This is a genomic window from Mangrovicoccus sp. HB161399 (assembly GCF_013184745.1).
Taxonomy (GTDB): domain Bacteria; phylum Pseudomonadota; class Alphaproteobacteria; order Rhodobacterales; family Rhodobacteraceae; genus Mangrovicoccus.
On sequence record NZ_JAATVU010000260.1, the window covers coordinates 1 to 917 of the forward strand.

The following is a 917-nucleotide window of genomic DNA, read 5'->3' on the forward strand; positions in this document are numbered from 1 at the left end:
TCCAGCCTTCGACATGCGCGTCAGCCTCGGGCAGCAGCTTGCCCTTCGCCCGCGCCTCCGCGCGCCACTTGGCGAGCGTTGCCCGCGAGATCCCCTCTTCAACCGCCAGCCGGTTCAAGGGGGTGCTGTTCGGCGGCAGCATCTTCGCGAGAACCGCCGCCTTTCGTTCCTGTGAATAGGCCACTCGTCATCCTGTCCCGCCCGCCTCGCTGCATAGTTTCAGATCGAAGGACGGTGACAACAACCCTGCACGAGGGGGCGGACCGGTGGGGCGCAACGGCTCGCCAGCTTCTCCAGTTGGCCGTCTTGCACGCCGTCTTCGGAGGTCTGCTCATGGCCGCCGGCTATCATGCTGGATTCACGAGGTGATTCTCCCCGGATTTGCGCAGCAACGCCGTCGCGAACAGTTGATGGCTGCCCGTTTTGCGGGACCGCGAAGCATAAGGAAGAGAGAGTGACATGATATCCGAGATCACTATCCTTGGAATAGATGTATCGCGCGACTGGCTGGACGGGTTCTGCCTTCCTAGCCCAAAGCGGTTCCGGCGGCCCAACACGCTGGATGGCCATGGTGCGTTGGTCGCGATGATTCAACAGCTATCCGGCCCCGCGAAAGTGGGGCTTGAAGCTACGATTGGCCAAGAATGGGTGCTCTGGACGGAGCTCGTCGATGCAGGAACTATCGCTGTCCAACTGGGCATTGTTGCAGAAGTCGGCTTCAGGACGCGATGCCCCTTTCCCCAGCTGAGGTCAGGCCACGCGTTCGATCTCGGCTTTGCCGAGAGCGTTGAAGCGGTTCATGAATGAGCGGCAAGCGCCATCGGTCCGAGCGCAGCCGCGAATGACGCGGATGTGGATCTCGGCGGTCTGGCGGTCGGGGTCCCTTGAAGCGATGCGCTCGCCGAAGGATTTCAGGT

Annotated in this window: 1 protein-coding gene; it reads right to left on the bottom strand. The window is 62.2% G+C overall.

Annotated elements, in window-relative coordinates; all coding sequences use genetic code 11:
• On the bottom strand, positions 1-184 hold a 184-nt coding region (locus tag HCC78_RS32760; RefSeq protein WP_371743772.1), incomplete at its 3' end, for a transposase.
• Between the last annotated feature and the right edge of the window lie 733 nt (positions 185-917).